General features: G+C 66.3%; 21 protein-coding genes and 1 other RNA gene. 19 read left to right on the top strand and 3 right to left on the bottom strand.

The window, feature by feature from the left end; all coding sequences use genetic code 11:
• Window positions 1-155: 155 nt before the first annotated feature.
• Window positions 156-2,963, bottom strand: coding sequence for a phosphoenolpyruvate carboxylase (gene ppc / locus COW1_RS08520; protein ID WP_201343822.1), 2,808 nt, complete (start codon window positions 2,961-2,963; stop codon window positions 156-158).
• 304 nt (window positions 2,964-3,267) lie between these two features.
• On the bottom strand, window positions 3,268-4,719 hold the full coding sequence (gene glgA / locus COW1_RS08515) for a glycogen synthase GlgA (RefSeq protein WP_201343821.1): 1,452 nt from the start codon (window positions 4,717-4,719) through the stop codon (window positions 3,268-3,270).
• A gap of 71 nt (window positions 4,720-4,790) precedes the next feature.
• Here glgA and gnd point away from each other — a divergent pair, with 71 nt between their 5' ends.
• The 11 genes from gnd (at window position 4,791) to COW1_RS08460 (ending at window position 16,632) form a co-directional block, all read left to right on the top strand.
• Window positions 4,791-5,699 (top strand): phosphogluconate dehydrogenase (NAD(+)-dependent, decarboxylating), encoded by a 909-nt coding sequence (gene gnd / locus COW1_RS08510; RefSeq protein ID WP_096365282.1) that lies wholly within the window; start codon window positions 4,791-4,793, stop codon window positions 5,697-5,699.
• Between the two features lie 30 nt (window positions 5,700-5,729).
• Entirely contained in the window at window positions 5,730-7,211 is a 1,482-nt protein-coding gene (zwf, locus tag COW1_RS08505) for a glucose-6-phosphate dehydrogenase (RefSeq protein ID WP_096365284.1), read from the top strand.
• A 129-nt stretch (window positions 7,212-7,340) separates the two neighbouring features.
• Window positions 7,341-8,984 (top strand): glucose-6-phosphate isomerase, encoded by a 1,644-nt coding sequence (gene pgi, locus COW1_RS08500; protein ID WP_096365286.1) that lies wholly within the window; start codon window positions 7,341-7,343, stop codon window positions 8,982-8,984.
• 43 nt (window positions 8,985-9,027) lie between these two features.
• Window positions 9,028-9,534, top strand: a complete 507-nt coding sequence (locus tag COW1_RS08495; RefSeq protein ID WP_096365288.1) for a hypothetical protein — start codon at window positions 9,028-9,030, stop codon at window positions 9,532-9,534.
• 14 nt (window positions 9,535-9,548) lie between these two features.
• Window positions 9,549-9,899: RNase P RNA component class A (gene rnpB, locus COW1_RS08490), an RNA gene on the top strand.
• Between the two features lie 129 nt (window positions 9,900-10,028).
• A complete protein-coding gene (gene miaB / locus COW1_RS08485) occupies window positions 10,029-11,393 on the top strand; it encodes a tRNA (N6-isopentenyl adenosine(37)-C2)-methylthiotransferase MiaB (protein WP_096365290.1) in 1,365 nt (454 codons plus the stop codon).
• Between the two features lie 35 nt (window positions 11,394-11,428).
• A complete protein-coding gene (locus COW1_RS08480; protein WP_201343820.1) occupies window positions 11,429-12,412 on the top strand; it encodes a PhoH family protein in 984 nt (327 codons plus the stop codon).
• Window positions 12,409-12,891: an rRNA maturation RNase YbeY gene (gene ybeY, locus COW1_RS08475; RefSeq protein ID WP_242466408.1), complete on the top strand. Its 483-nt coding sequence runs from the start codon at window positions 12,409-12,411 to the stop codon at window positions 12,889-12,891. Before COW1_RS08480 ends, ybeY begins: the two co-directional genes overlap by 4 nt.
• A gap of 263 nt (window positions 12,892-13,154) precedes the next feature.
• Window positions 13,155-14,033 carry an HlyC/CorC family transporter gene (locus COW1_RS08470; protein WP_201343819.1) on the top strand — a complete coding sequence of 293 codons (879 nt, stop codon included), beginning with the start codon at window positions 13,155-13,157 and terminating at the stop codon, window positions 14,031-14,033.
• A gap of 53 nt (window positions 14,034-14,086) precedes the next feature.
• Entirely contained in the window at window positions 14,087-15,598 is a 1,512-nt protein-coding gene (lnt, locus tag COW1_RS08465; RefSeq protein ID WP_201343818.1) for an apolipoprotein N-acyltransferase, read from the top strand.
• Window positions 15,595-16,632 (top strand): hypothetical protein, encoded by a 1,038-nt coding sequence (locus COW1_RS08460; protein ID WP_201343817.1) that lies wholly within the window; start codon window positions 15,595-15,597, stop codon window positions 16,630-16,632. The genes lnt and COW1_RS08460 overlap by 4 nt, the downstream gene beginning before the upstream one ends.
• Window positions 16,633-16,748: 116 nt before the next feature.
• Here the strand turns inward: COW1_RS08460 and COW1_RS08455 are convergent, their stop codons facing one another.
• The gene (locus COW1_RS08455; protein WP_201343816.1) at window positions 16,749-17,270 is read right to left on the bottom strand and encodes a zinc ribbon-containing protein; all 522 of its coding nucleotides are present in this window, start codon (window positions 17,268-17,270) and stop codon (window positions 16,749-16,751) included.
• A gap of 268 nt (window positions 17,271-17,538) precedes the next feature.
• On the opposite strand from COW1_RS08455, the gene leuS reads away from it, so the two are divergent.
• The 8 genes from leuS (at window position 17,539) to COW1_RS08415 (ending at window position 25,404) form a co-directional block, all read left to right on the top strand.
• Window positions 17,539-20,163 carry a leucine--tRNA ligase gene (leuS, locus tag COW1_RS08450; protein WP_201343815.1) on the top strand — a complete coding sequence of 875 codons (2,625 nt, stop codon included), beginning with the start codon at window positions 17,539-17,541 and terminating at the stop codon, window positions 20,161-20,163.
• 75 nt (window positions 20,164-20,238) lie between these two features.
• A complete protein-coding gene (gene lptE, locus COW1_RS08445) occupies window positions 20,239-20,748 on the top strand; it encodes an LPS assembly lipoprotein LptE (RefSeq protein WP_096365306.1) in 510 nt (169 codons plus the stop codon).
• A gap of 2 nt (window positions 20,749-20,750) precedes the next feature.
• Window positions 20,751-21,785 (top strand): DNA polymerase III subunit delta, encoded by a 1,035-nt coding sequence (gene holA / locus COW1_RS08440; protein WP_201343814.1) that lies wholly within the window; start codon window positions 20,751-20,753, stop codon window positions 21,783-21,785.
• 201 nt (window positions 21,786-21,986) lie between these two features.
• Entirely contained in the window at window positions 21,987-23,270 is a 1,284-nt protein-coding gene (locus tag COW1_RS08435; RefSeq protein ID WP_096365310.1) for a glutamate-5-semialdehyde dehydrogenase, read from the top strand.
• 34 nt (window positions 23,271-23,304) lie between these two features.
• Entirely contained in the window at window positions 23,305-23,928 is a 624-nt protein-coding gene (gene nadD / locus COW1_RS08430) for a nicotinate-nucleotide adenylyltransferase (protein ID WP_201343813.1), read from the top strand.
• A gap of 25 nt (window positions 23,929-23,953) precedes the next feature.
• Window positions 23,954-24,325 (top strand): ribosome silencing factor, encoded by a 372-nt coding sequence (rsfS, locus tag COW1_RS08425; protein WP_255534149.1) that lies wholly within the window; start codon window positions 23,954-23,956, stop codon window positions 24,323-24,325.
• Window positions 24,326-24,339: 14 nt separating this feature from the next.
• On the top strand, window positions 24,340-24,810 hold the full coding sequence (rlmH, locus tag COW1_RS08420) for a 23S rRNA (pseudouridine(1915)-N(3))-methyltransferase RlmH (protein ID WP_096365316.1): 471 nt from the start codon (window positions 24,340-24,342) through the stop codon (window positions 24,808-24,810).
• Between the two features lie 12 nt (window positions 24,811-24,822).
• Window positions 24,823-25,404, top strand: coding sequence for a nucleoside triphosphate pyrophosphatase (locus tag COW1_RS08415; RefSeq protein ID WP_201343812.1), 582 nt, complete (start codon window positions 24,823-24,825; stop codon window positions 25,402-25,404).
• Window positions 25,405-25,620 lie beyond the last annotated feature (216 nt).

Genomic DNA, 25,620 nt, shown 5'->3' with positions numbered 1-25,620 from the left:
TACTACTCCCTGCTTGTGGATGATGCGCCGGGCCATGCGCCAGGGTGCCTCCGGACACGGGTGCGGGGTGTCGGAATGTCAAATGTAGTTCACATTCCACTTATCGGAAGGTGGGCGCCCGGGTTTAGAAACCCCTTATGCAGTGTGGCAAAGAGTCAGCCGGTATTGCGCATCCCGGCGGCGATGGCGTTGATGGACCGCAGCAGCGGGTCGCGCCAGGCCTCACGGTCGGCCTCGCCCAGCGACTCATTGCGGTAGCGCTTGAGCAGGGTGACCTGGATGTGGTTCAGCGGGTCCAGGTACGGGTCGCGCCGGCTCAGCGACAGGTGCAGCGAGGGCGTTTCCTCCAGCAGCAGCTGGATATCGGCGATGTTCAGGACCTGGGTCAGGGTGCGTCGGAACTCCTCGCGGATGGTGTCATAGATGTGCGCGGCCTGATCCGGGTCATGGGCCAGGCGGGTGTATTCCCGGGCGATGTCGAATTGCGCCTTGAACAGCGACATCTGGATGTTGCTCAGCAGGGCGCGGAAGTAGGGCCACTCGCGGTACATGGTCTGCAGCTTGGCCAGCCGGTTCGGGTCGTTGCTGCGCCACTGCTCCAGCGCCGAGCCCAGGCCGTACCAGGCCGGCAGGGTATGGCGCGACTGGGCCCAGCCGAATACCCAGGGGATGGCACGGATCGAGGACTTGGAGCGGTTGGCCTTGCTGCGGTGACTGGGCCGGGAGCCGATATTGAGCAGACCGATCTCGTCGACCGGACAGACCTCGTAGAAATAGTCCAGGAAGCCTGCGGTGCGGTCGGTGAGTTCGCGGTAGACCTGTTCGCCGGTCTCGGCCAGGGCGTCCATGATGCCCAGGTAGTCCTCGCGGTCGTGGGGGACGTCCTGGACCACGCAGCGGCTGGCCTTCATCAGTCCGGTCAGTCCCATGGTCAGTTCATAGATGGTGGTCTCGAGCTGGCTGTACTTATAGGACAGCACCTCGCCCTGCTCGGTGAACTTGATCTGGCCATGCACCGTGCCCGGCGGCTGCGCCAGGATGGATTCGTGGGTGGGGCCGCCGCCGCGGCCGATGGTGCCGCCGCGGCCATGGAACAGCCGGCAGTCCACGCCCAGTTCAGTGGTCATGCGGATGATCTTCTTCTGCGCCTCGTACAGATTCCAGCTGGAGGCGACGATGCCGCCGTCCTTGCAGGAGTCGGAATAGCCCAGCATGATCTCCTGCTGGTTGCCGGAGGCGGCGAGCAGGGCGCGGTAAGTGGCGTTGTTGAGCAGCGCCTGCAGCACCTCCTCGACGTGAGAGAGGTCCTCGATCGTCTCGAACAGGGGGCTGATGCGGATGCGACAGTGCCAGTCGCCGTTGTTCCTTCCGGCCAGGCGGTTGAGCCAGGCCAGGTACATCACCTCCATCACGTGGCTGGCGGTGTGGGTCATGGAGATGACGTAATTGCCGAAGGCGTTGGGGCTGATCTCGTCCTGCATGCGCTGCATGACGTCGAACACCGCCAGGGTCTCGCGGGTGGATTCGCTGTAACTGTCCGGCGCCAGCCGCGGCGGCGCGCCGGCGGCGATCCGCTCGGCCAGACACTGCAGCCGGCCAGCCTCGTCCAGGGCGTTGTAATCGGTGCCCTCGGTGGCCTGGAGCAGTTCGGCCACGGCCTCGGTGTGGCGGGTCGATTCCTGGCGGATGTCGAGCTGCAGCAGGAAGAAGCCGAAGGTCTCCACCAGCCGGATCAGGTCCTGCAGCTTGCCATCGGCGATGCGGGCATCCCCGTGGCTGACGAGCGAATCCCGGATCAGGCACAGATCGCTCAGCAGTTCCTGTTCGTGAAGGTAGCGGTCCTCGCAGCCGGGGCAGTCCGTCTCGTCCGCCTCCAGCTTGGCATTGAGCAGGGTGAGGTTCTGACGCAGCCGGTAGCGCATGACATAGAGCTTGCGCCGATAGGGTTCGTGCTCGAAGCGGTGCGGATGGTCCCGGAATGCGCTGTCGCCGTAGCGCTTGACGTCCTCGGCCAGCGCGGCGCTGAACTCGGGCGTCGGTGTGATCAGGTTGCTGGAATGGGTCAGCAGGTGGCGCAGCGCGTCCAGCCGGCGCATGTAGCAGATCACCGCCTCGCGCATGTGCAGGTGCAGCGCCATCTCGGTGGTTTCGGGCTTGACGAAGGGATTGCCGTCCCGGTCGCCGCCGATCCAGGAACCGAAACGCAGCAGGGTCGGCGTGTTGACCGGTTGTCCTTCCAGTTCCTCGCCGTAGGTGCGGCGGATGGACTTCTCCAGGTTGCGATAGAGCGTAGGGATGGCCTCGAACAGGCTTTCGCGGAAGTAGAACAGGCCGTGGCGGATCTCGTCGACCACCCGCGGACGGTGGGTGCGCACCTCGTCGGTCTTCCACAGGATCTGGATCTGGCTCTCCAGTTCCCGGATAACCTCCTGGCGCTGTTCCCGGTTCAGGCGCTGGTCGAGCTGCTCGCTGACCACGAAGATGCGGCGCAGCGCCTCCATGATGGTGCGGCGCTTGGATTCGGTCGGGTGGGCCGTGAACACCGGCAGGTACAGGGTCCGGTCGAGCAGGGTCTGGAGCTGGTCCGGGCCGATGCCCTGCTCGCGGAACTGGCGCAGGGTGTCGTCGAAGGAACCCAGCCACAGGCGCTTGCCGGTGCTGACCTCGCGCCGGCGCTGGCGGTGCTGGAAGGCCTGCTCGGCGATATTGACCAGGCTGAAGTAGACATTGAAGGCGCGCACCACGTGGGTGAGGATGGCCGGGTTGAGCTGGTCGATCATCCGCATCAGGCGGCTGCGCAGCTTCGGGTCGTCGACCTTGCGCAGGCGGATGAAGCCCTTGCGCAGGGTCTCCACCGCGTCCAGCACCTGACCGCCTTCCTGATCGCGCAGCACGTTGCCGAGCAGGCTGCCCAGCAGGCGCACGCGGGCGCGGAGTTCCTTGTCGCGGGGTTGATCGATCATGGCCCACATCGCCGTCTGCTGCCCAAAAGAACGCGCATTATACCTGAGTGGTCTCCGGCTGACAGGGGCGGCATCAACGCAGAGGACGCGGAGGCGCGGAGAAAACAGAGAATTGCCGGGTGTGGTATGCAGGTCGGGTTAGCCCGCAGGGCGTAACCCGACGCCTGTCCTCGTGCCTGTCGGGTTACGCTGCCGCTAACCCGACCTACGTGCCTGCACGCTTATGTAGATTCTTTGATTTCAATGACTTTGCGCCTCTGCGTCTTTGCGTTCTCTGCGTTTCCATTACCACGGCCGGATAGGATCACCGCCCGCCCAGGGCGGTTTCGTAGAGTTGCAGATACTCGGCCGCGCTGCGCTTCCAGCTGAAGTCCTGGCGCATGGCGGTCTGGACCAGTTGCTTCCATGCCTGTGTCTGCGGATACAGGTGGAGGGCGCGACGCAGTGCCTCGGCCAGGGCCGCCGGTGTGGCCTCGTTGAACACGAAACCGGTCGCCGTGCCTGCAGCGCGGGCCGTCGCGTCGGCGTCGATCACGGTGTCGGCCAGGCCGCCGGTGCGCCGGACCACCGGGAGGGTGCCGTAGCGCAGGCTGTAGAGCTGGTTCAGTCCGCAGGGTTCGAAGCGCGAGGGCATGACGAACATGTCCGCGCCGGCTTCGATGCGGTGCGCCAGGGCCTCGTCATAGCCCAGACGCAGACCGATCTTGTCCGGGTGTTCGGCCTGCAGCGCCTGCAGCCGGGCCTCCAGTTCCGGCTCGCCGCTGCCCAGCAGCACCAGCTGCGCCTCCCCGGCCAGCACCTGCGGCAGGCAGTCCAGCAACAGGTCGATGCCTTTCTGGGCCACCAGCCGGCCGATGTGGGCGAGCAGCGGAATCTGCGCCTGCTCCGGCAGGTCGAACTCGCGCTGCAGCGCGGCCTTGTTCGCGGCCTTGCCGGCCAGCGAGCGGCCGTTGTAGTGGTGCGGCAGGTGGGGGTCCTGGTTCGGATTCCAGATGCGGTAGTCGGCGCCGTTGAGGATGCCGCGCAGCCGGTCCGCGCGGATCTGCAGCAGGCCTTCCAGGCCGCAGCCGAAGGCCGGGGTCCGGATCTCCTCGGCGTAGGTCGGGCTGACGGTGGTGATCCAGTCGGCGAACACCAGCCCGCCCTTGATGAAGGAGAACTGGTTGTGGAATTCCAGCGCATGCAGGGACCACCAGTGTCCGGGCAGGCCAAGATCGCGGAACGTCTCCCATGCGAACAGTCCCTGGTAGGCCAGGTTGTGGATGGTGAACACGGTGGCCGGCCGCTTCGGCTCGAGGCTCAGCAGCGCCGGCACCAGGCCGGTTTGCCAATCGTTGCAGTGCACCAGGTCGGGCTGCCAGTCCAGGCCGGCCCGGTCCAGGGCCAGTTCGACCACGCTGCGGGCGAAGGCGTGGAAGCGCTGGGCATTGTCCGGCCAGTCCTGCCCGTCCGGGCCCAGGTAGGGATTGCCGGGGCGGTCGAAGTATTCCGGGATATCCACCAGCCAGACCCGCAGGCGGCTGTCGGGCAGCCGGGTTTCGTGCAGCTGCACCGGAACCGTGCAGCCCGGGGGCTGGATCAGGGCCAGGGTTTTGACCCCGGGCAATTGTTGCGTCACGCTCTGGTAGGCGGGCAGTACCAGGCGCACGTCGTGGCGCTGGTTCTTCAGCGCCCGGGGCAGTGCTCCGGAGACGTCGGCCAGGCCGCCGGTCTTGATCAGGGGGTGAACTTCGCTGCTGGCGAAGAGGATCTTCATCACGGTCTGCCTTCTCGGTTGGCGGTTCGGTTTCATCCGCAGGGGTAAATAATGCAAGAGGAGCGCCAGTTATGCGATTGGCAATGATCGGCCTGGGCCGCATGGGCGGCAACATGGCCCGCCGCCTGCGTCGCGGCGGCATCGAGGTGGTCGGTTACAACCGCAGCCGGGAGGTCGTCGATACCCTGGCCGCCGAGGAAGGCCTGATCCCGGCCGATTCCCTGGCCGATGCCGTCAGCCGGCTTGCCGCGCCGCGGCTGGTCTGGCTGATGCTGCCCGCCGGCGCGGTGACCGAATCCCATCTGGAGCAGTTGTCCGATCTGCTGGAGGCCGGCGATATCGTCATCGACGGCGGCAATGCCAACTACCATGACAGCCAGCGTCGCGGCGACCGGCTGGCCGAACGGGGCATCCACTTCGTTGATGCCGGTACTTCGGGCGGCATCTGGGGTCTGGACAACGGCTATTGTCTCATGGTCGGCGGCGAGGCGGCCGCCATCGAGGCGCTTGCCCCCGCCCTGAAAGCGCTGGCTCCGGCGCCGGACCGTGGCTGGGCCCATGTCGGCCCGGTGGGGGCCGGGCACTTCACCAAGATGGTCCACAACGGCATCGAGTACGGCATGATGCAGGCCCTGGCCGAGGGCCTGGCCCTGCTCAGGGGCAAGGAGGAATTCGGGCTGGACCTGGCGCAGATCAGCGAGTTGTGGCGCCACGGCTCGGTGGTGCGCAGCTGGCTGCTGGATCTGAGCGCCGAGGCCTTGCAGCAGGACCAGGACCTGGCCGACATCGCGCCGGTGGTGGCCGATTCCGGCGAGGGCCGCTGGACCGCCGTCGAGGCCATCGACCAGGGCGTGGCCCTGCCGGTGATCAGCCTGGCCCTGGCCATGCGCTTTGCCAGCCAGGACGAGACCGGCTATGCCAACCGCCTGCTGGCCATGATGCGCAATGCCTTCGGCGGCCATGCGGTGGAGAAGCGCTGAATCAGCTTTGGCGGACAGACAGGACGACACATGACCGAGAGCTGCACCTTTGTCATCTTCGGCGCCACCGGCAACCTGGCGCAGAACAAGCTGCTGCCGGCGCTGTATCACCTGGAGCAGGCGGGCCGTCTGCCCGCGGACATGCGGGTGCTCGGGGTGGGGCGACGCGATTGGGACGATGCGGGCTGGCGTAAGGTGGTGCAGCAGGACCTGGAGTCACGCGCCCGCGGCGGGCTGGATGCGGAGTTGTTCGCCCGTTTCAGTGAGCGGCTGGATTTCTTTCAGGGCGACCTCAATGACACCGCCATCTACGCCAGGCTGAAGGAGCGGCTGGAAAGCGGCGGCCGTTATCCGGGCAATATCGCCTTCTACATGGCCATCAGCCCGGCCGATTTCGGTGTGGTCAGCCATGAACTGGCCGCCGTGGGCCTCAACAACGGGGCCGACGGCTGGCGCCGGGTGGTGATCGAGAAGCCCTTCGGCTCGGATCTGGAAAGCGCCGAGATCCTGGATCGGCGCCTGCACCGGGACTGGGGCGAGCACCAGCTCTACCGCATCGATCATTATCTCGGCAAGGGCACCATCCAGAACATTCTGGTGTTCCGCTTCGCCAACCTGATGCTGGAACCGCTGTGGAACCGCAACTACATCGACCATGTGCAGATCACCCACGCCGAGTCGCGCGGCATCGAGCAGCGTGCCGGCTACTATGACGCCGCCGGCGCGCTGCGCGACATGGTGCAGAGTCACCTGCTGCAGATGCTCACGCTGGTGGCGATGGAGCCGCCGGCGAGTCTGGATGCGGACTCCCTGCACGACGAGAAGGTCAAGGTGCTGCGTTCCATCCGTCCCATTGCGCAGAGTGCGGTGCACGCTCACGCCTTTCGGGCCCAGTACACCCGTGGCTCGGTGGGCGGTGAAAAGGTGCCCGGTTATCTGGAAGAGGCGGGCGTACCCGCCGACAGCAGCACCGAGACCTACTGTGCCCTGCGGCTGTTCATCGACAACTGGCGCTGGCGTAATGTGCCCTTCTACCTGCGTACCGGCAAACGCCTGGCCGCAAACAATTCCATGATCAGCATCCGTTTCAAGCATCCGCCGCAGCAGTTGTTCCGCGAGACCCACATCGATCGGCTGGAACCCAACTGGCTGCTGATGAATATCCAGCCCAACGACTGTCTGCGCCTGGAACTGCAGGTCAAACAGCCGGGGCTGGAGCTGCTGACCGAAACCCAGCGCCTGGATGCCGCCAGCTGTGGCCTCGCCGAGGCCGGTATCGATGCCTACGAGGCGTTGCTGCTGGACGTGATGGAGGGAGACAGCTCCCTGTTTCTGCGCTACGACGAGGTTCAGTGGGCCTGGCGGGTGGTCGACCCGCTGCTCAAGGTCTGGGCCATGGAACGCGATTACATCCACACCTACCCGGCCGGCAGCTGGGGTCCGCCCGAGGCCAACCGCCTGTTCCTGCGCGAGGACCAGGACTGGCGCAATAGGCTGGAGACGGATGGCTGAAGCCGGGTAGGATGGGTGGAGCGCAGCGCAACCCATCATGACGCGTTGAGTCGATGGGTTGCGGCGCTATGCGCCTTCACCCATCCTACGTGATCCCACGCTGTTGGTTGTCGTCAAGGACTGAATGTCATGACCGAGCTTACCCGTTCCCCCGCCTGGCAGGCATTGAATGCGCATTACGAGGCCATGCGCGACTTCCAGATGCGCGAGGCCTTCGAAGCCGATCCGCAGCGGTTCGAGAAGTTCTCACTGCGCCTGGGCGACATCCTGCTGGACTATTCCAAGAACCGCATCACCGAGCAGACCCTGAAGCTGCTGATGGACCTGGCCCGCGAGCGCGGGCTGCCGGCCTGGGTCGAGCGCATGTTCGCCGGCGAGCACATCAACGTGACCGAGGATCGGGCGGTGCTGCACATCGCGCTGCGCAATCGCGGCAACCGTCCCGTGGAGGTCGATGGCGAGGATGTCATGCCGGCGGTCAAGGCCGTGCTCGAGCGCATGCGCCGCTTTACCGATTCGGTGCGCGGCGGCGACTGGCGCGGACACACCGGCGAGCCCATCCGCGACGTGGTCAACATCGGCATCGGCGGCTCCGACCTGGGCCCGCTGATGGTCACCGAGGCGTTGAAGCCCTGGACCCGCGAGGGGCCGCAGGTGCACTTCGTCTCCAATGTCGACGGCAGCCATATCGCCGAGACGCTGCGCCCGCTGCGCCCCGAGACCACCCTGTTCGTCATCGCCTCCAAGACCTTCACCACCCAGGAGACGCTGACCAATGCCCGTACCGCCCGCGCCTGGCTGCTGGAGCAGCTCAGCGATGAATCAGCCGTGGCCAGGCATTTCGTGGCCGTTTCCACCAACGCCGACAAGGTGGCCGAGTTCGGCATCGATACAGCGCACATGTTCGGATTCTGGGACTGGGTCGGCGGGCGCTACTCGCTGTGGTCGGCCATCGGTCTGCCTATCGCGCTGGCCATCGGCATGGAGCGGTTCGAGGAACTGCTCGACGGTGCCCACGCCATGGACGAGCACTTCCGGACGGCGCCGCTCGAGACCAACCTGCCGGTGATCCTGGGGCTGCTGGGCATCTGGTACATCAATTTCTTCGGCGCCGAAACCCATGCCATCCTGCCCTACGATCAGTACCTGCACCGCTTTCCGGCCTATTTCCAGCAGGGCGACATGGAGAGCAACGGCAAACGGGTCAACCGTGACGGCGAGCCCGTGGACCATGCCACCGGCCCGGTGATCTGGGGCGAGCCGGGGACCAACGGCCAGCATGCCTTCTATCAACTCATCCACCAGGGCACCCGGCTGATCCCGGCCGATTTCCTGGCTGCGGCCGAGCCGGCGAATCCGCTGGGCGCGCATCACCGCATCCTGCTGTCGAATTTCTTCGCCCAGACCGAGGCCCTGATGTGCGGGCGCAGCGAGGCTGAGGCGCGGGCGGAGTTGGAGGCGCAGGGGCTGAGCGGCGAGGCGCTGGAGCGGCTGTTGCCGCACAAGGTCTTCCCCGGCAACCGGCCCACCAATTCACTGCTCTATCGCCGGCTCGACCCCCGCACCCTGGGCAGCCTGATCGCGCTCTATGAGCACAAGATCTTCGTCCAGGGCGTCGTCTGGAATATCAATTCCTTCGATCAGTGGGGCGTGGAGCTGGGCAAGCAGCTGGCGAGCGCCATCCTGCCGGAACTGGAGGCGGACGGAGCGGTTACCGCTCACGACGCATCCACCAACGGATTGATTAATTACTATAAACAGTTATGTTCGTAGCAACCGATCAGGATAATAATGGGAACAGCAGAAGGGGAGGGGTATGAATACGGAGGATCCCTGGTCCGCGGTACACGGGGCAGTTCGACGGCATCCGGAATACGAGCAGGGCTGCCGGCACCTGGCGGCCGGCGACGCCGCCGCCGCGGCCGCCTGCTTCGAGACAGCCGAGCAGCAGTCCGCACCGGATGACGTCTACAGCAACCTCTATACTGCCGCCCGCGGCTATGCCCGGGCGCTGCTCAATGACCCCGCTGCCCTGAACCTGTGCCGGAGCGCCGCCCGTGCCGAGCGCTACGACGGCGATGTCCACGAGTACCTGGCCAAGGCCGAACTGCACCTGCAGCACCGCAAGCAGGCCTGCGAGGCCATTGTCCGCGGCCTGCGGGCCGATCGTACCCACGCCGGCTTGCGCCAGCTGCGCCGGCAGATGGGCATTCGCCGGCCGCCGGTACTGGGTTTTCTCAGCCGTGACAATCCGCTCAACCGCCTGATCGGCCGGCTGACCTACCGCCGCGGGGCCGGCCGGTCCGGCCCCCGCAAAAAATGATATACTTCGCGGTTCGAGTCGGCCGGGCAGTCGCGGGGATCCACGGGATCCTCGAGGAAAGTCCGGGCTCCACAGGGCAGGGTGCCAGGTAACGCCTGGGGGGCGCGAGCCTACGGAAAGTGCCACAGAAAACACACCGCCGATGGCCCACGGGCACAGGTAAGGGTGAAAAGGTGCGGTAAGAGCGCACCGCGCGGGTGGCAACACGCCGCGGCAGGGTAAACCCCACCCGGAGCAAGACCAAATAGGGAGGCCAGGATGCGGCCCGCATCGCCTCCGGGTAGGTCGCTTGAGACAGCCGGTGACGGCTGTTCCAGAGGAATGACTGTCCCCGACAGAACCCGGCTTACAGGCCGGCTCGATTTGACTCGCCCGTCATTGCGAGGAACGAAGTGACGCGGCAATCTCGTCCACGTTGCCGCATAACGAGATTGCCACGCCGCTGAAGCGGCTCGCAATGACGGTCAATTTTTACCCGGATACGTTGAGTATCAATGCCAGGCAAAGTCTACATCCGCACCATGGGGTGCCAGATGAACGAGTACGATTCGGCGCGCATCGCCGACGTGCTGGCGGCCTCCCATGGCCTGGACAAGACCGACCGGCCCGAGGAGGCCGATGTCCTGCTGCTCAACACCTGCTCCATCCGCGAGAAGGCGCAGGAGAAGGTCTTCTCCCAGCTGGGGCAGTGGAAGACCTGGAAGGCCGAACGCCCGGAACTGGTCATCGGCGTCGGCGGCTGCGTGGCGAGCCAGGAGGGCGAGGCCCTGCGTGAGCGCGCGCCCTATGTGGATCTGGTATTCGGGCCGCAGACCCTGCACCGCCTGCCGGAGATGCTCACCGCCGTGCGCCGCGAACGGGCGCCGGTGGTGGACATCTCCTTCCCCGAGATCGAGAAGTTCGACCGCCTGCCCGAGCCGCGCGCCGAGGGCCCGACCGCCTTCGTCTCCATCATGGAGGGCTGCAGCAAGTACTGCAGCTTCTGCGTGGTGCCCTACACCCGCGGCGAGGAGGTCAGCCGGCCCTTCGACGACGTCATCGCCGAGGTCGCCGTCCTGGCCGCCCAGGGCGTGCGCGAGGTCAACCTGCTGGGCCAGAACGTCAATGCCTACCGCGGGCCCATGCATGACGGCGAGACCGCCGACCTGGCCCTGTTGATCAGCTATGTGGCCGCCGTCGACGGCATCGAGCGCATCCGCTACACCACCTCGCATCCGCTGGAGATGAGCGACAGCCTGATCCAGGCCTATGCCGAGGTGCCCGAACTGGTCAGCCACCTGCACCTGCCGGTGCAGAGCGGTTCGGACCGTATCCTGGCGCAGATGAAACGCAAGCACACGGCACTCGAATACAAGGCCATCATCCGCCGGCTGCGCGAGGCGCGGCCGGACATCAGCATGTCCTCGGATTTCATCATCGGCTTTCCCGGCGAGACCGATGCCGACTTCGAGGCCACCATGCAGCTGATCGAGGACATCGGCTTCGATCATTCCTTCAGCTTCATCTACAGCGCGCGTCCCGGCACGCCGGCCGCTTCGCTGCCCGACGATGTCGATATGGCCACGAAGAAGGCCCGCCTGGCCCGGCTGCAGCAGCGCATCAGCGAGATGGCTGCGCAGATCAGCCGCGATATGGTCGGGACGGTGCAGCGTATCCTGGTCGAGGGACCCTCGCGCAGGGATCCGGCGCAGCTGGCCGGGCGCACCGAGAACAACCGGGTGGTGAACTTCGACGGCGCGGCCGATCTCCCCGGTCGGTTCGTCAACGTCCGCATCACCGAGGCGCTGCCCAATTCGCTGCGGGGCGAGTTCGTCGCGCTGGCCGAAGACACGGCCGCTGATGTCGCCAACTGGATGTAACGCCCGCCCCTGCCTGTCATTGCATACCGACCGTCTTGACCCAGAAACCCAAAGCCTGTGATTTCCTGCTGGAACCGCCCGACAACGAGCGGCTGGCCAGTCTGTGCGGTCAGTTCGACCAGCACCTGCGCCAGATCGAGCGCCGGCTGGGGGTGGAGATCAACAACCGCGGCAACCAGTTTCATGTCATCGGCGAGGGCCGGGCCCCGGAGGTTGCCGGCGATGTACTGCGCCATCTCTATGCCGAGGCCGAGGGCCGGATCCTGACCCCGGCCGAGGTGCATCTTGCCCTGCAGCAGGCCAATGCCGAACTCGAGGCCGAGCCCGAGGCGGAGCAGGTCGCCGAGGTGCGCATCCGCACCCGCAGCGGCACCATTCATGGCCGCGGGACGAACCAGCGCCAGTACCTGGCCTGCATCCGTGACCACGATCTGAGCTTCGGTATCGGCCCGGCCGGCACCGGCAAGACCTACCTCGCCGTGGCCAGCGCCGTTGCCGCACTGGAACAGGAGCAGGTGCGGCGCCTGATCCTGGTGCGCCCGGCAGTGGAGGCCGGCGAGCGGCTGGGTTTCCTGCCCGGCGACATGGCGCAGAAGGTCGACCCCTACCTGCGCCCGCTCTACGACGCCCTGTACGAGATGCTGGGCTTCGACAAGGTGAGCAAACTGATCGAGCGCCACGTGATCGAGGTTGCCCCGCTGGCCTTCATGCGCGGGCGCACCCTGAACGAGTCCTTCATCATCCTGGACGAGGCCCAGAACACCACGGTGGAGCAGATGAAGATGTTCCTCACCCGCATCGGCTTCGGCTCCACCGCCGTGGTCACCGGCGACGTCACCCAGGTGGACCTGCCGCGAGGCACCGTCTCCGGTCTGCGCCACGTGGTCGACGTGCTCAAGGAGGTCGAGGGCGTGAGCTTCACCTTCTTCAGCGCCCGCGACGTGGTGCGCCATCCACTGGTGCAGCGCATTGTCGCCGCCTATGCCCGCCAGGACCCGGCGGGCGGAGAGGGCGCGTGAGCGCGGCCGCGGTATCGCAACCGGCCCTGGTGCTGGACCTGCAGATCGAGACCGGCGCCGGCGATGTGCCGTCCGCGGTTGATTTCCAGCGCTGGGCCGAGGCCGCCTGGCGCGGCGACGGGAGCGCGGAACTGACCCTGCGCCTGGTTGACGAGGCCGAGAGCGGCGAACTGAATCAGGCCTATCGGGGCAAGGAAGGGCCCACCAATGTGCTGTCCTTCCCGGTCGACGCCGCCGAACTGCCCGGCCTGGAGCTGCCGCTGCTGGGCGATTTGGTGATCTGCGCCCCGGTGGTTGCGCGCGAGGCCGCCGGCCAGGGCAAGACCGCCGAGGCCCACTGGGCCCATATGGTGGTGCACGGCATGCTGCACCTGCAGGGCTACAATCACCTCGAAGCGGCCGAGGCCGAGGTGATGGAAAGGCTTGAAACCGATATCCTGCGCCGCTTAGGCTATCCCGACCCTTACCGGGAGGAGTGAAGAGTTCAAGAGCGCCACGGAATACACGGAAAGCACGGACAATTTCATTGTTGCTTGGTAGGTCGGGTTAGCGCAGCGTAACCCGACAGGTTCGGCGCCAATGTCGGGTTACGCCCTGCGGGCTAACCCGACCTACATATGGTGGGACAATTTTTATTTGTCCGTGCTTTCCGTGTATTCCGTGGCGCATTTGACTTTAAGGGATCAGATCACAGTTTATTCCCGTGGATGAACTGTCATGTGTTCCCTGACCTGAAACGACAATGAGCGAAGACCGATCGAGCAACGGTTCCACTCAGCGCAACTGGTTCGAGCGCATCAGCCAGGTACTGCTGGGGGAGCCGAAAGACCGTGAACAACTGGTGGAGTTGCTGCGCGATGCCCAGGCGCGCAACCTGCTGGATGCCGATGCCCTGGCCATGATCGAGAGTATCCTGCAGGTCTCCGAGATGCAGGTGCGCGACATCATGATCCCGCGGGCACAGATGGTGGTGGTGCGCCGCGATGCCTCCCTGGAGGAGATCCTGCCGACCATCATCGACTCCGGCCACTCCCGCTTTCCCGTGATCGGCGAGAACCGCGATGAAGTGGTCGGCATCCTGCTGGCCAAGGATCTGCTGCGCTATCGCATCCAGCCGGAGGAGGCGTTCAGCATCCGCGACAGCATGCGTCCGGTGGTCTTCATCCCCGAAAGCAAACGGCTGAACGTACTGCTTAAGGAATTCCGTCTCAGCCGCAACCACATCGCCGTGGTGGTGGATGAGTACGGCGGTGTCGCCGGCATGGTCACCATCGAGGATGTGTTGGAGCAGATCGTCGGCGAGATCGCCGACGAGACCGACATCGAGGAAGGCGTGTTCATCCTGCAGCGTTCCGAGACCAGTTACATGATCAAGGCGCTGACCCCGATCGAGGATTTCAACGAATATTTCGGCACCGACTTCAGCGACGAGGAATTCGACACCGTCGGCGGCCTGGTCGCGCACGAGTTCGGTCACCTGCCCAAGCGCGGCGAGTCGGTGGTGATGGGGCGTTTCGTGTTCAAGGTCACCCGCGCCGATAACCGCCGCATCCATCTGCTGGCCCTGGATATCCGGGAGGAAGCCGATACCCCGGTCATGACGGGGCCGGGCGGGGCATGAGCCCGGCTGAGCCGGGCGGCGCAGACGCGCGACCATCCGCAGGGGGGCAGGACATGCGGCCCTGGTGGATGTCCCTGCTGGCGCTGGCCGCCGGCGCGGCACTGCCGCTGGCCTTTGCCCCCTTTTCCATCGCTCCCCTGGCCATCCTCCTGCCGGCCCTGTTGCTGGCCCTGCTGCCGGAGCGGCGTCCCCGCCGCGCCCTGGGCCTGGGCTACCTGTTCGGACTCGGCTGTTTCGGCGTCGGGGTCAGCTGGGTCCATATCAGCATTCACGTGTTCGGCGGCACACCCCTGGTTGCCGCGATCCTGGTTGCCGCGCTGCTGGTGGCCTTTCTCGCCCTGTTTCCCGCGCTGGCCGCCTGGCTGACAGTGTGGCTGGCGCCACTCGTCGGTTGGCCGCGCTACCTGCTCGCGGCACCGGCGGCCTGGGTGCTGTCGGAATGGCTGCGCGGATGGCTGTTCACCGGCTTCCCCTGGCTGCTGGCCGGCTACACTCAACTCGATACGCCCCTGGCCGGCTATGCGCCGGTACTGGGTGTCCATGGCGTCGGGCTGCTGCTGCTGGTGACTGCGGGTGCCCTGGCGGCCGGTATCCGCAGCCGGCGGACCGGCCAGCGTGTGCTGCTGCTGGCGCTGGTGATGGGGGTGTGGCTCGGCGGGAGTCTGCTGCGACATCACGACTGGACCCGTGCCGTCGGTGAGCCGCTGGAAGTCAGCCTTGTCCAGGGGAATATCGCCCAGGACCGCAAGTGGCAGGAGACCTGGCAGCGGGCCACGCTGGCGCGCTATCTTGAATTGAGTCGCCGGGAGTGGAGTGATCCTGCACGGGAAGTGGATCTGGTGGTCTGGCCGGAGACCGCCATCCCGGCTTTTTATCACCAGATCGAGGACGGATTTCTGCGCCAGCTGCGCCGCGAAAGCCGGCAGGCCGACAGCGAATTGCTGACCGGCATCCCGGTGCTGGATCGCGAGCAGTGGGCCTATTACAACGCCGTCATGCGGGTGGGTGGTGAGGACAGCTTCTATTTCAAGCGTCACCTGGTGCCCTTCGGTGAATACCTGCCGCTGCGCCAGTGGCTGGGCACCCTGCTGCAGGTGATGCCGCTGCCAGTGGCCGATTTCAGTTCCGGCGGGGCGCAGCAGCCGCTGCTGCGGGTCGCCGGGCATCCGGTGGGCGTGTCGATTTGCTACGAGATCATTTTCGGAACCGAATTGCTCGCGACCCTGCCCGAGGCACGGCTGCTGGTCAATGTCAGCAACGATGCCTGGTTCGGCGACTCGCTGGCCCCGCACCAGCATCTGCAGATGGCGCGGATGCGGGCGCTGGAGGCCGGCCGCGAACTGCTGCGCGCCACCAATACCGGGATCTCGGCCGTGATCGATCACCGCGGCCGGCTGCGGGAGCGCGGCCCTCAGTTCGAGGTCGCCGTGGTGCGGGCCTCGGCCCAGCCCCGGGAGGGGGCGACGCCTTATGTGCAGCGCGGTGACCTGCCCGTGCTGCTGCTGGTCGCCGGCATGCTGGCGCTCGGGTATGCTGTCCGCAACGGGTACAAGCCGGAACCATGACCGCAGCCGATTTTCTCAAACATCACGACGCCTTTGCCGGTGCCTTCACTGACGGGCTCAAACAGATGCTGCAGCATGAAGGGCTCGGCCCCTTCATCCTGGTGCTGGCCAACGCCACGTTCGACCCCGATATCTACGCCGAACTGAAGGCGCCGCTGAAAAGCCGGTTTGACCGCCTGCGGGAGGATCTGCGTGAGCGTTTCGCCAGCGGGCGCGACGGCGAGCAGATCGAGGAGGATCTGCTGGTCTTTCTCAAGATGGCCCTGATCGGCTTCAAAGGCCTGCAGCCGACCCGTTTTCGCGACGAGGGTCCCTGGCGTCTGCAGTTCAATCACCTGCGTTCCTTCCGGCCCCGGCGCATCACCACCGAGGTGCCCAAGGAAATCATCTCCCCGTTCAATTCCAACGCCTTCAATTTCAATCGGCCGTTCCTGCAGAAGGAATGCTTCTGGGCGGGGGATCTGCTGGGGCGGCGCGTGGACCTGTATTACAACAAGTATCCCTTTGCGCCGCTGCACGGCCTGTGGGTGCTGGACCGCAATGCCGGCAAGCCGCAGTTCCTCACCCGCGAGGATCACGACTATGTCTGGTCGCTGGCGGCGGAACTGGGTGAGGCGGTTCCGGGGATGCTGTTCGGGTACAACAGTTACGGCGCCTACGCCTCAGTGAATCACCTGCACCTGCAGGGCTTCGTCGAACCGGACGGTATGCCGGTCATGCGGGAACAGTGGTCACACCATGGGGGGGATACGGATTACCCGGCGCGGGTGCTGTATTTCACGGACCGGGAGCAAAGCTGGGCCTGCATGTCGGAGCTGCACGCCGATGAGCAGCCCTACAATGCCCTGTTCACCCCAGGCGGCAGTTACCTGTTTCCGCGTCGCAAGCAGGGCACGGTGGAGGTGCCGGCCTGGAGCAGCGGCCTGACCTGGTTCGAGCTCGCCGGCGGGTTCATCGTCTCCAATCACGAGGACTTCGAGCGGCTGGACGCGACCGCTCTGCAGCAGGAGTTGGAGCGGGTAGTGCCGGACTGAATCCTTTATGCAGTCCCGTAGGTCGGATTAGCGCAGCGTAATCCGACAGGCGGCGGAGCGTTGCAGCGGGCGTCGGATTACGCCCTGCGGGCTAATCCGACCTACGGAACCGCCTTTTATTGCTTGGCACGGACGAAGCGGGTGGCATGGCATTTCGGGCAGGGCGGGATGTGCCCCGGCTCGCTGAAGTGCAGTTCCTCGCCGCAGGATTCGCAGCGCAGCACCCCGGGGCCGGTGACCTCGCCCGTGTGGTAGGTCTGGGCCTCGTGCATACGGGCCTCGAACTCGGCCAGCTCGATGCGGGTGCGGTCGGCCACGGTGAGCATCTTCTCGAACAGCCGGCGCTCGATCTGGCCGATGTCGAATTTCAACCAGGCGCCGAACTCGTTGCCGGTCTGCTCCAGGTAGCTGGCAGCATCCTCCATGTCACGTTTCAGGTAGGCGGCCACCCGTTCGGCCTCCTCGCGGGTCAGTTCGCCCAGTTCGATCGCGCGTTCCTTGGCCCGCTCCAGGTTCTGCTCCAGGGTGGGGATGGCGTGTTCCTCGGCCTCGTCGATGGCGGCCTGGACCCGGTCCATCATGCGGTGGTAGGCCTGAACGAGCTTCTCGCCGGGACCGGAGGGCTGGGAATCTGACATGTCGGGTTTTCTCCGTAGTAACAGGGACGGGTCCGAATGGCACTCGCCTGAGCCGGATTCCATCCTCTCCGTCATTCCCGCCCGGGGGCATCCATGCCCCGGCGGAGCCGGTGGAGGCTGGATCCCCGCCTGCGCGGGGATGACGCGGTCAGGGGAAGCGCTATTCAGTGCTGATGCTAGTTTGGAACAGATTTCCGGTCAGGTGAAGAGCCGCCACGGATCAGGTATCCTTTGCGGCCATTCGAGTGACCGTATTTTCAGGAAAGCAATGGACGAACACTACCAACCCGGGCAGGTCGAGGCCGAGGCGCAGCAGTACTGGGAAACCCACGACAGCTTCCGGGTTGTCGAGGACCCCAGGCGGGAAAAATTCTACTGCCTGTCCATGTTTCCCTATCCCAGCGGCCGCCTGCACATGGGCCACGTGCGCAACTACACCCTCGGGGATGTGATCGCCCGCTACCAGCGCATGCAGGGCAGAAACGTGCTTCAGCCCATGGGCTGGGACGCCTTCGGCCTGCCGGCCGAGAATGCCGCCATGCAGAACCGGGTGCCGCCGGCGGCCTGGACCTACGAGAACATCGACTACATGCGCGAACAGCTCAAACGGCTGGGCTTCGGCTACGACTGGTCGCGCGAACTGGCTACCTGCCGACCCGAGTACTATCGCTGGGAGCAGTGGCTGTTCACCAGACTCTATGAAAAGGGCCTGGTCTACAAGAAGATGGCCACGGTCAACTGGGACCCGGTCGACCAGACGGTGCTGGCCAACGAGCAGGTCATCGACGGCCGCGGCTGGCGTTCCGGCGCCCTGGTCGAGCGTCGCGACATCCCGCAGTGGTTCATGCGCATCACCGACTACGCCGAGGAACTGCTCAATGAGATCGACAACCTAGAGGGCTGGCCGGAGGCGGTGCGCACCATGCAGCGCAACTGGATCGGTCGCTCCGAGGGTCTGGAACTGGGGTTCGATATCGCCGGTGCGGATGAGCGCCTGAGCGTCTACACCACCCGCCCCGACACCCTGATGGGCGTGACCTACGTCGCCGTGGCCGCCGAGCACCCCCTGGCCGTGCGCGCCGCGCAGGACAACCCCGATCTGGCCGCCTTTCTCGAGGAATGCCGCCACATCGAGACCTCCGAGGCCGCGCTGGAGACCATGGAGAAGAGGGGCATGGCCACCGGCCTCACCGCCCTGCACCCGGTCAGCGGCGAGCCGGTGCCGATCTGGGTCGCCAACTTCGTACTCATGGGCTATGGCTCCGGCGCGGTGATGGCGGTGCCGGCACATGACCAGCGCGATTACGAATTCGCCCACAAGTACGGCCTGCCGATCAGACAGGTGATTCATCCCGCCGACGGCGGCGTGGCCGATGTCAGTGAGGCGGCCTGGACCGGGAAAGGCGTGCTGCGCGACTCGGGACAGTTCGACGGCCTGGACTTCGATCAGGCCTTCAGCGCCATCGCCGACTACATCGAAGCGCAGGGCCGCGGCCGGCGCACGGTGAACTACCGGCTGCGCGACTGGGGTGTGTCCCGCCAGCGTTACTGGGGCTGTCCCATCCCCATCATCAACTGTCCCGACTGCGGCGCGGTGCCGGTGCCGGAGGACCAGCTGCCGGTGGTGCTCCCCGAGAAGGTCGAGTTCGACGGCAGCGGCTCGCCGCTGAAGAAGATGCCGGAATGGTCGCGCACCAGCTGCCCGCAGTGCGGCGGCGCGGCCGAGCGCGAGACCGATACCTTCGACACCTTCATGGAGTCGTCCTGGTACTACGCCCGCTATGCCTGCGCCGACAACGACCAGGCTATGCTGGACGCGCGCGCCGACTACTGGCTGCCGGTGGATCAGTACATCGGTGGTATCGAACATGCCATCCTGCATCTGCTGTACTCGCGCTTCTATCACAAGCTGATGCGCGACGCCGGCCTGATCCGCTCGGACGAACCCTTCAAACAGCTGCTGACCCAGGGCATGGTGGTGGCCGAGACCTATTATCGTGAAGAAGACGGCCGGAAACGTTTCTTCAATCCCGCCGAGGTCGAGGTCGAGCGCGACAGCAAGGGCAAGCTCACCGGCGCCCGCCTGGGCCGCGACGGCGGGCCGGTGCAGATCGGCGGCATCGAGAAGATGTCCAAGTCCAAGAACAACGGCGTGGATCCACAGGCGCTGATCGAGCGCTTCGGTGCCGACACGGTGCGTCTGTTCACCCTGTTCGCCGCCCCGCCCGAGCAGTCGCTGGAGTGGTCCGACGAGGGCGTGGCCGGCGCCCATCGCTTCCTCAAGCGGCTGTGGGCGCTGGGTATGCGCCCGGCCTTCCGCCTGGCGAAGTACGATACGCCCGAGGAGCGCCGCGCCTTCCTCGCTGGCTTCGACTGGAGCGGCCTGGACACGGAACGCCAGCAGCGGCGTACCGCCATCCATCAGGCGGTGGAGCAGGCCGCGCGCGACTATGGGCGGTACCAGTTCAACACCGTGGTGGCGGCCTGCATGAAGCTGGTCAACAGCCTGGGCGAGATCGACGAGCAGAGCGAGGCGCCCGGCGATCTCGCCCTGCAGTACGAGGCCGTGGACATGCTGCTGCGGCTGCTCGCACCGGTGGTGCCGCACATCTGCCATGTACTGTGGCCGCGCGTTCGCTGCACCGACGCAGCCGAGATTCTCGCCGCCCCCTGGCCGCGGCACGACGCCGCGGCCCTGGTACAGGACAGCATCGAGCTGGTGGTGCAGGTCAACGGCAAGGTCCGCGCCCGCATCCAGGTGCCGGCCGATGCCGACAAGGCCGGTGTCGAGGCCGCGGCGCACACTGATGCCAATGTCCAGCGTTTCACCGCGGGCAAGCCGATCCGCAAGACCATCGTGGTGCCGGGCAAGCTGGTCAACATTGTTGTCTGAACGAGGAATGATGTAGCTCGGGTTAGCGCAGCGTAACCCGAGCTACGGCCTTCACGCTGATAAACAGGATCTTCCATGACCCGATCCCATCACCTGCCGACCGTTCTAGTCCTGCTGCTGGCCCTGACCCTGTCCGCCTGCGGCTTCCAGCTGCGCGGCCAGGCGAACCTGCCACCCGAAATGGCGCGCACCCAGATACAGGGGCTGAGCGAGTACAGCGATCTGGGCCGCGACCTGCGCCGGTTGCTGGAAGGATCCGGCGTGCAGGTGGTGCCATCCGCGGAACAGGCCACGGCCATCCTGGATATCATCACCAACCAGGCCGGCCGCCGGGTGCTGTCGGTGCAGGCCGGCGGCAAGGTGCAGGAATACGAACTGATCCAGCGGCTGGTGTTCAGCGTGCGTACCACGGACGGGCGGCTGCTGCTCGAACCCCAGGAACTGGAACTGGCCCGGGAGTACCTCTACGACCGCTTCGATCCCCTGGCCAGCGGCAGCCAGGAAGGCGAGATCCGGGCCGAGATGCGCCGCGACATCACTCAGCTGCTGATGCTGCGGCTGCAGGCCCTCGGCAGCGACGGCTGACCATGCAACTCAGGCCCGAACAACTCGCCACCCATCTCAAGCAGGGACTGGCGCCGGTCTATCTGCTCTGGGGCGAGGAGACCCTGGTCGCGCAGGAGGCGGCCGATGCCATCCGCGCGGCAGCCCGGGCCGGGGGCTATGTGGATCGGGAGGTGTTTCATGCCGAGTCCGGTTTCGACTGGGGCCGGCTCGGCGAGGCCGCCAGCGCCCTGTCGCTGTTCGCCGACCGACGCATCCTGGAACTGCGCATCCCCTCCGGCAAGCCCGGAGACGCCGGCAGCAAGGCCCTGACGGCCTACACCCGGTCCCTGCCCCCGGATACCCTGTTGCTGGTCATCTGCGGCAAGCTCGAGGCCGCCCAGCGCCGGGCGAAGTGGTTCAAGGCGCTGGAGGACGCCGGCGTGTCGCTGGCCGCCTGGCCGATCGATGGCCGCCAGCTGCCGCGCTGGATCGGCCAGCGCCTGCAGCGGGCGGGCCTGACCGCCGAGCCGGAGGCGGTGCAGATGCTGGCCGAGCGGGTCGAAGGCAATCTGCTGGCCGCGGCCCAGGAGGTGGACAAGCTGGCGCTGCTCTACCCCGGCGGGCAGCTGGATGCGGCCCGGGTCGCCGAGGCGGTCTCCGACAGCGCCCGATTCGATGTCTTCGGCCTGGTCGACACGGTTCTGGCCGGCCAGGGCGAACGCGCCGTGCGCATGCTCGCCGGCCTGCAGCAGGAGGGGGTGGAGCCGGTGCTGGTGAACTGGGCCCTGACCCGCGAACTGCGCAGCCTGGAGGCCATGGGCTGGGCCCTGGCCCATGGTGAGTCGCTGGCTGCGGTGCAGGGCCGGTTCCGGGTGTGGAAGAACCGCCAGGCGGTGATCGGCCAGGCCCTGCAGCGGCACCGGCTGCCGGCCTGGTACGGCTTCCTGCGTCGCAGCGCCCGCATCGACCGCATCATAAAGGGTCAGGCCGCGGGCAACCCCTGGGATGAACTGGTACAATTGGCCTTGGATCTGGCGGGCCGGCCGCTCGGGCTGACCGAGGGCAAGACCGCCTGAGATCATGGCCACGGAATACACGGAAAGCACGGACAGGTCGAATGCCGTAGGTTGGGTTAGCCCGTAGGGTGTAACCCAACATTCAGACCGCATTCGTTGGGTTACGGCGCTGGCGCGCCTAACCCAACCTACAGCTGGAAACGCGTGCGATTCCGTGGCGGATTGGTTTTTCCAGGAGCAGACAGGACCCCGTACCGCAGGATGAACGCCACCCCCGAATCCCTTGCCCCCGACGTTGCGACCTACATGCAGCGGGTCGGCGAGCAGGCCCGTGCCGCCGCCCGGCTGCTCAGCCGCTCCGACACCGCGGCCCGCAACAATGCCCTGCATGCCATCGCCGAGGCCATCGAGGCCGCGACCGATACCCTCAAGGCTGAGAACGCCCGTGATCTCGAGGCCGGGCGCGAACGCGGCCTGGACGCGGCCCTGCTGGACCGGCTGGAATTGACCGATGACCGGATTGCCGCCATGGCCGAGGGCCTGCGCCAGATCGCTGCGCTGCCCGATCCGGTCGGGGCCGTCAGCGATCTCAATTACCGGCCCAGCGGTATCCAGGTCGGACGCATGCGGGTGCCGCTCGGGGTGATCGGCATCATCTACGAATCCCGGCCCAATGTGACCGCCGACGCCGCCGCCCTGTGCCTGAAGTCGGGCAACGCCGCCATCCTGCGCGGCGGCTCCGAGGCGCTGCATTCCAACCAGGCCATCGCCGCCTGCATCCGCATCGGCCTGGGCCAGGCCGGCCTGCCGGGTACGGCAGTGCAGGTGATCGAGACCGCCGACCGTGCCGCCGTGGGCGAACTGCTGCGGATGAAGGACTGTGTCGATGTCATCGTGCCGCGCGGCGGCAAGGGCCTGATCGAACGGGTGAGCGAGGAATCCCGCATCCCGGTGATCAAGCACCTGGACGGGATCTGCCACGTCTACATCGACGACCGCGCGGATCCGGACAAGGCCTATGCCATTGCGCTCAACGCCAAGACCCAGCGCTACGGCACCTGCAACACCATGGAGACCCTGCTGGTGCATGCGGACATCGCCGAATCCATCCTGCCGCGGCTGGCGCGAGCCTATCGGGAAAAGGGCGTGGAGTTGCGCGGCTGCGAGCGCACCCGCGCCGTCCTCGACGGCATCAGCGCCGCCAGCGACGCCGACTGGGACACCGAGTACCTGGCGCCGATCCTGGCCGTGCGGGTGGTGGATGATCTGGACGCGGCCATGGACCACATCGCCGCCCACGGCTCGCAGCACACCGACGCCATCGTCACCGAGGACTATGCCCGCGCCCGGCGCTTCCTGCGCGAGGTCGATTCCAGTTCGGTGATGGTCAACGCCTCCACCCGCTTCGCCGACGGCTTCGAATACGGGCTGGGCGCGGAGATCGGCATCAGTACCGACAAGCTGCATGCCCGCGGCCCGGTGGGGCTGGAGGGCCTGACCACGCTCAAGTTCGTCGTCCTGGGCGACGGCCAGGTGCGCAGTTGAGTCAGTCCACGATGCCCAGTTCCGACGGCCAGGCATGATCGGCGTCTACGGCGGCACCTTCGATCCGGTTCACTATGGTCACCTGCGCACCGCCCTGGAGGTGCAGGAGCAGCTCGACCTGGAGGCCATGCTGATGCTGCCGGCCCGGGAACCCCCCCATCGTGATCCACCGCAGGCCTCCCCCGAGGCGCGCCGCGACATGCTCGCGCTGGCCCTGCAGGGGCAGGACCGGCTGGTGCTGGACGGGCGTGAACTGGAGCGCCCCGGTCCCTCCTATATGGTCGACACCCTGGAATCCCTGCGCGCCGAGCACGGTGACCGCCCGCTGGGTCTGGTACTGGGCGAGGACGCCTTCGCCGGCCTGGACGGCTGGGACCGCTGGGAGCGCCTGACCGAACTGGCGCACCTGCTGGTGATGGCCCGTCCGGGCGGGGGGCGTCCGGCGGGCGCGCCGGCCCGGCTGTTGACCGAGCGGGGCGTGGATGATGCCGCGCGTTTGAAAAGCCGCCCGGCCGGTCTTATATATCAGATCGAGGTCACCTCGCTGGCGATTTCCGCCACCGCCATTCGCGCCCAGCAGGCCGCCGGGCGCAGCAGCCGTTATCTGCTGCCCGATGCCGTGCTCGAATATCTGCAGGCCAACCGTCTGTATTGTTGAATCCCCAAGCCCACAGGTAAACCGCGTGACTGAAACCCTCTCCACCGAATCCCTCAAGACCCTCGTCGTTCAGGCCATGGAGGACATGAAGGCCCAGGACATCAGCATCATCGATGTGCGCGGACTGACCTCGGTGACCGACTACATGGTCATTGCCAGCGGAACCTCCGACCGCCACGTCCGGTCCATCTCCCAGAACGTCATCGATGAATCCAAGCAGCAGGGCCTGCGCCCGATCGGCGTGGAGGGCCAGGACAGCGGCGAATGGATCCTGGTCGACCTGGGCGACGTGGTGGCTCATGTGATGCTGCCGCGGGCGCGTGCCTTCTACAACCTGGAGAAGCTCTGGAGCGCCGGCGGCGAGGGCGAGGCCGCCACCCATCTGCAGAGCGTATGACGCGGTAGGCCCTGATGCAGATTCATCTGCTGGCCGTCGGCACCCGGATGCCGGCCTGGGTGGAGGCGGGCTTCAGCGAATATGCCAGGCGTCTGCCGCATGAATGCCGCCTGAAACTGGTCGAGATCGCGCCTGCGAAACGCGGCCGCAACCCTGATCTGGAACGCATCCGCCGCGAGGAGGGCGAACGCCTGCTGGCGGCGGTGCCCCGGGATGCGACGGTGATCGCCCTTGAGGTCGGCGGCAGGGCCTGGAACACCGAGCAGCTGGCCGACCGGCTGCGCGGCTGGCTGCAGGATGGACGCGACCTGGCGCTGCTGGTCGGCGGTCCGGACGGCCTGTCCGCCGCCTGCCGTGAACGTGCCGAGTTGCAATGGTCTCTCTCGCCCCTGACCCTGCCGCACCCGCTGGTGCGGGTGGTGCTGGCCGAGCAACTCTATCGCGCCTGGAGCCTGGTCAGTGGCCATCCCTATCACCGGGCCTGAGGGGGGATACTCATGATCCTGCTGGCGTCCGCCTCGCCCCGCCGCCGGGAACTGCTGAACCAGCTCGGGGTGCCCCACCGTGCCGTGCCGGTGGACATCGACGAGACGCCGCTGCCGGGCGAGCCGGTCGAGGCGCTGGTCTGTCGACTGGCGCTGGACAAGGCACGTGCCCTGGCAGCAAAAACCGTTGCTGAACTGCCGGTGCTGGGTGCCGATACCCTGATCAGCCTCGACGGCCGGCCCCTGGGCAAGCCGGCCGACCGCGCCGACGGTATGGCCATGCTGGCGCAGCTGTCCGGGCGCGAACACGAGGTGCTCAGCGCCGTGGCCCTGGTCGTGGGCGGGCGCGAGGCGCTGCGCCTGAACCGTAACCGGGTGCGCTTTCGTGAACTGGAACCCGCCGAGTGCGCGGCCTACTGGACCACCGGGGAGCCGGCCGACAAGGCCGGGGCCTATGCCATCCAGGGTCGGGCGGCCATGTTCGTCAGCCGCCTCGAGGGCAGTTACACTGGCGTGATGGGACTGCCCCTGTTCGAGACGTCGGAGCTGCTGCGCGAGGCCGGCGTGGCGCTGCTCGAGTTGGGAGATTCGTAAAGAACCGCCGCGGAATCGCCGTGAAAAACACAACCTTGTAGGTTGGGTTGGGTGCATTAGCGCCGTAACCCAACAAACGCGGCCTGAATGTTGGGTTACGCCCTCCGGGCTAACCCAACCTACGAGGTTCGGTGCGGGTATGGAAGCAGCCGGGAAAACGGATACTGTCCGTGTTTTCCGTGTGATTCCGTGGCAAAGGGGTTTTGATTCAATGGA

This window comes from Thiohalobacter sp. COW1 (genome assembly GCF_016629505.1).
GTDB classification, from domain to species: domain Bacteria; phylum Pseudomonadota; class Gammaproteobacteria; order Thiohalobacterales; family Thiohalobacteraceae; genus Thiohalobacter; species Thiohalobacter thiocyanaticus_A.
The sequence above is the reverse complement of the archived record's forward strand: the minus strand, read 5'-3'. Positions and strand labels throughout refer to the sequence as shown.

Excerpts from the sequence above, each read along its gene's own strand:
- miaB (WP_096365290.1), top strand. The coding sequence starts at position 10,029 with ATGCCAGGCAAAGTCTACATCCGCACCATGGGGTGCCAGATGAACGAG.
- glgA (WP_201343821.1), bottom strand. The coding sequence starts at position 4,719 with ATGAAGATCCTCTTCGCCAGCAGCGAAGTTCACCCCCTGATCAAGACC.
- COW1_RS08455 (WP_201343816.1), bottom strand. The coding sequence starts at position 17,270 with ATGTCAGATTCCCAGCCCTCCGGTCCCGGCGAGAAGCTCGTTCAGGCC.
- leuS (WP_201343815.1), top strand. The coding sequence starts at position 17,539 with ATGGACGAACACTACCAACCCGGGCAGGTCGAGGCCGAGGCGCAGCAG.
- pgi (WP_096365286.1), top strand. The coding sequence starts at position 7,341 with ATGACCGAGCTTACCCGTTCCCCCGCCTGGCAGGCATTGAATGCGCAT.
- nadD (WP_201343813.1), top strand. The coding sequence starts at position 23,305 with ATGATCGGCGTCTACGGCGGCACCTTCGATCCGGTTCACTATGGTCAC.
- lptE (WP_096365306.1), top strand. The coding sequence starts at position 20,239 with ATGACCCGATCCCATCACCTGCCGACCGTTCTAGTCCTGCTGCTGGCC.
- gnd (WP_096365282.1), top strand. The coding sequence starts at position 4,791 with ATGCGATTGGCAATGATCGGCCTGGGCCGCATGGGCGGCAACATGGCC.
- lnt (WP_201343818.1), top strand. The coding sequence starts at position 14,087 with ATGCGGCCCTGGTGGATGTCCCTGCTGGCGCTGGCCGCCGGCGCGGCA.
- COW1_RS08435 (WP_096365310.1), top strand. The coding sequence starts at position 21,987 with ATGAACGCCACCCCCGAATCCCTTGCCCCCGACGTTGCGACCTACATG.
- COW1_RS08470 (WP_201343819.1), top strand. The coding sequence starts at position 13,155 with ATGAGCGAAGACCGATCGAGCAACGGTTCCACTCAGCGCAACTGGTTC.
- COW1_RS08495 (WP_096365288.1), top strand. The coding sequence starts at position 9,028 with ATGAATACGGAGGATCCCTGGTCCGCGGTACACGGGGCAGTTCGACGG.
- COW1_RS08460 (WP_201343817.1), top strand. The coding sequence starts at position 15,595 with ATGACCGCAGCCGATTTTCTCAAACATCACGACGCCTTTGCCGGTGCC.
- holA (WP_201343814.1), top strand. The coding sequence starts at position 20,751 with ATGCAACTCAGGCCCGAACAACTCGCCACCCATCTCAAGCAGGGACTG.
- zwf (WP_096365284.1), top strand. The coding sequence starts at position 5,730 with ATGACCGAGAGCTGCACCTTTGTCATCTTCGGCGCCACCGGCAACCTG.
- rlmH (WP_096365316.1), top strand. The coding sequence starts at position 24,340 with ATGCAGATTCATCTGCTGGCCGTCGGCACCCGGATGCCGGCCTGGGTG.
- COW1_RS08415 (WP_201343812.1), top strand. The coding sequence starts at position 24,823 with ATGATCCTGCTGGCGTCCGCCTCGCCCCGCCGCCGGGAACTGCTGAAC.
- ppc (WP_201343822.1), bottom strand. The coding sequence starts at position 2,963 with ATGATCGATCAACCCCGCGACAAGGAACTCCGCGCCCGCGTGCGCCTG.